Origin of the sequence: Streptomyces murinus (assembly GCF_002154555.1) — a bacterium.
GTDB classification, from domain to species: domain Bacteria; phylum Actinomycetota; class Actinomycetes; order Streptomycetales; family Streptomycetaceae; genus Streptomyces; species Streptomyces murinus.
In genome coordinates this window covers 1-3,331 of record NZ_MUNF01000537.1, presented here as the reverse complement: position 1 = coordinate 3,331, position 3,331 = coordinate 1, and the positions used below count along the sequence as shown (strand labels likewise).

Annotated in this window: 4 protein-coding genes; 1 reads left to right on the top strand and 3 read right to left on the bottom strand. The window is 72.1% G+C overall.

The features are described from left to right. From CCN72_RS29145 to CCN72_RS29135, 3 genes are all read right to left on the bottom strand, one after another. The coding region (locus tag CCN72_RS29145; RefSeq protein WP_167408729.1) for a sugar phosphate isomerase/epimerase family protein at positions 1–560 on the bottom strand (560 nt) is incomplete at its 3' end. A gap of 35 nt (positions 561–595) precedes the next feature. Continuing rightward, a complete protein-coding gene (locus CCN72_RS29140) occupies positions 596–1,747 on the bottom strand; it encodes a dihydrodipicolinate synthase family protein (RefSeq protein ID WP_086810933.1) in 1,152 nt (383 codons plus the stop codon). Then, positions 1,744–2,898: a Gfo/Idh/MocA family protein gene (locus tag CCN72_RS29135; protein ID WP_086810937.1), complete on the bottom strand. Its 1,155-nt coding sequence runs from the start codon at positions 2,896–2,898 to the stop codon at positions 1,744–1,746. The genes CCN72_RS29140 and CCN72_RS29135 overlap by 4 nt, the downstream gene beginning before the upstream one ends. A 259-nt stretch (positions 2,899–3,157) precedes the next feature. Here CCN72_RS29135 and CCN72_RS29130 point away from each other — a divergent pair. Continuing rightward, a partial coding sequence (locus CCN72_RS29130) for a LacI family DNA-binding transcriptional regulator (protein ID WP_143664235.1) occupies positions 3,158–3,331 on the top strand: 174 nt, incomplete at its 3' end.

Here is a 3,331-nt window from a genome sequence, read left to right as displayed (position 1 = left end):
CCCTCCGCGCCCGCGCGGGCGACCTGCGCCGGAGCCTGGTCGTCCCACCAGATGTGGTACGTGTCCACGGTCACCCCCACCTGGTGCGCGGGGAAGCGTTCGGCGAGGTCGAGGGCCTGGGCCAGCGTCGACACCACGCAGCGGTCGGCGGCGAACATCGGGTGCAGGGGCTCGATGGCGAGGCGGACGCCATGGGACCCGGCGTAGGGGGCCAGTTCGGCGAGGGCGTCGGCGATGCGTTCGCGGGCCGCACCCAGGTCCTTGCTGCCCGCGGGGAGGCCGCCGGAGACCAGGACCAGGGTGTCGGTGCCGAGCGCCGCCGCCTCGTCCACCGCGCGGCGGTTGTCGGCCAGGGCGGCGGCCCGCTCGTCGGGGTCGATGGCGGTGAGGAACCCGCCCCGGCAGAGCGTGGTCACCTCCAGCCCCGCCGAACGGACCAGCGCGGCCGTCTCCGGGACGCCGTACGCCTGGACCGGCTCGCGCCACAGGCCCACCTTGCCGATGTCGAACTCAGCGCAGGCGGCAATCAGTTCGGGCAGGGACAGCTGCTTCACCGTCATCTGGTTGAGGGAGAAGCGGTCGAGCGCACCACCGGTCACTGCTGGACTCCGTACAGGGTGAGAAGGGTCTTCATGCGGCTCTCGGCGAGCCCCGGGTCCGGGAACAGGCCCAGTCCGTCGGCGAGTTCGTAGGCGCGGGCCAGGTGCGGGAGGGAGCGGGCCGACTGGAGGCCGCCCAGCATGGAGAAGTGCGACTGGTGGCCGGCCAGCCAGGCGAGGAGGACGACGCCGGTCTTGTAGAAGCGGGTGGGGGTCTGGAAGAGGTGGCGGGACAACTCCACGGTGGGGTCAAGGAGTTCACGGAAGCCGGACACGTCCCCCGTATCGAGGTGCCGTACCGCCTCCGCCGCCAGCGGGGCGAGCGGGTCGAAGATGCCGAGCAGGGCATGGCTGAAGCCCCACTCGTCGCCCGCGATCAGCTCGGGGTAGTGGAAGTCGTCGCCGGTGTAGCAGCGCACGCCCGCCGGGAGCCGGCGGCGCAGGGCGATCTCCCGCCCCGCGTCCAGGAGGGAGATCTTGATGCCGTCGACCTTGTCCGGGTGGGCCGCGATCACGGCGAGGAACACCTCGGTGGCGGTGTCCAGGTCGGCCGAACCCCAGTAGCCCTCCAACGCCGGGTCGAACATCGGGCCCAGCCAGTGCAGCACGACCGGCTCGGCGGACTGGCGGAGCAGGTGGCCGTAGATCTCCTGGTAGTCCTCGGGCCCGGCGGCCGTCGCGGCCAGGGCGCGGGAGGCCATCAGGATCGGCTGGGCGCCCGACTCCGCCACGACCGCGAGCTGCTCCTCGTAGGCCGCGCGGATGTCCGTGAGACTTCCGCCGGTGAGCTGGTCGGTGCCGACCCCGCAGGCGAGGCGCCCGCCGACCGCCTTCGCCTCGGCCGCGCTGCGCCGGATCAGCTCGGCGGCCCCCGCCCAGTCCAGGCCCATCCCGCGCTGCGCGGTGTCCATCGCCTCGGCGACCCCGAGGCCGTGCGCCCACAGATGGCGGCGGAAGGCGAGGGTCGCGTCCCAGTCGACGGCGGCGGGCGAGTCGGGCGAGACGTCCGCGTACGGGTCGGCGACGACATGGGCCGCGGAGAAGACCGTACGGGAGGTGAAGGCCGTGCCGGAGGACGGCCGGAAGGGCTCGGGGCGCGGGTCGTACGTGCGCAAGGTGCCGTCGGAGGAGGGGAGTCGGACGGTCACAGCGTGATCTCCGGTACCGCGATGCGACGGCCCTCCGCCGCCGACTTCAGGCCCAGTTCGGCGAGTTGGACGCCACGGGCGCCGGCCAGCAGGTCCCAGCGGTACGGCGCGTCGGCGTACACATGCCGCAGGAACAGCTCCCACTGCGCCTTGAATCCATTGTCGAACTCCCCGTTTTCCGGAACCTCCTGCCACTGCGCGCGGAACGGCTCGGTGGCCGGGACGTCCGGGTTCCAGACCGGCTTGGGGGTCGTACCGCGGTGCTGGACGCGGCAGTTGCGCAGGCCCGCCACCGCCGAGCCCTCCGTGCCGTCGACCTGGAACTCGACCAGTTCGTCGCGGTGGACGCGCACCGCCCAGGAGGAGTTGATCTGCGCGATCACGCCGCCGTCGAGTTCGAAGAGGCCGTACGCGGCGTCGTCGGCCGTCGCGTCGTACGGCTTTCCGTGCTCGTCCCAGCGTCGCGGGATGTGGGTGGCGGTGAGGGCTTGGACGGAGGTGACGCGGCCGAACAGTTCGTGCAGCACGTACTCCCAGTGCGGGAACATGTCGACGACGATGCCGCCGCCGTCCTGCGCACGGTAGTTCCAGGAGGGGCGCTGGGCGTCCTGCCAGTCGCCCTCGAAGACCCAGTAGCCGAACTCGCCGCGCACGGACAGGATCCGGCCGAAGAAGCCGCCGTCGACAAGCCGCTTCAGCTTCCGCAGGCCAGGCAGGAACAGCTTGTCCTGGACGACGCCGTGCCGGACGCCCTTCTCCCGTGCCAGGCGGGCGAGTTCGAGGGCGCCGTCGAGGCCGGTGGCGGTCGGCTTCTCGGTGTAGATGTGCTTGCCCGCGGCGATCGCCTTCCTGATCGCCTCCTCGCGGGCGGCGGTGACCTGCGCGTCGAAGTAGATGTCGACGGACGGATCGGCGAGCACGGCGTCCAGGTCGGTGGAGATGTGCTCCAGGCCGTGCCGTTCGGCGATCTCCCGCAGCGCGTGCTCACGGCGGCCGAGCAGGATCGGCTCCGGCCACAGCACGGTGCCGTCGCCGAGGTCGAGGCCGCCCTGATCGCGCAGGGCGAGGATCGAGCGCAGCAGATGCTGGCGGTGGCCCATGCGCCCGGTCACGCCGTTCATGGCGATGCGCACCGTCGTCTCGCGTGTCACGTCGGTCCCCTCCACGGACCCTGTTCGGGTCCTCTTCTGTGGCGCTGTGCGCCGTGTGTCCCCTGCGACAATCGTCATAGCAAGCGCTTTCTACAGGGGAGGAAGCTAGCCTCGGGACGGCGGTCGGCACAAGACCTGTCCGGGTTCCGGGCCCCTTTCCGCCGGGAAGCACGCCGGTGGGGCGCGGGAACCGCAGCCCTGTTCAGGCCGTCTACCTGGCCTGACGAGACCACGAGATGCGCGACCGGAGGACGACGAGATGACCGTGACCCTGGCGGACGTGGCCGCGCGCGCCCAGGTCTCCCCCGCGACGGTGTCGCGGGTGCTGAACGGCAACTACCCGGTGGCGGCGCCGACCCGGGAGCGGGTGCTGCGGGCGGTGGACGAGCTGGACTACGTCCTCAACGGGCCCGCGAGCGCGCTGGCCGCCGCC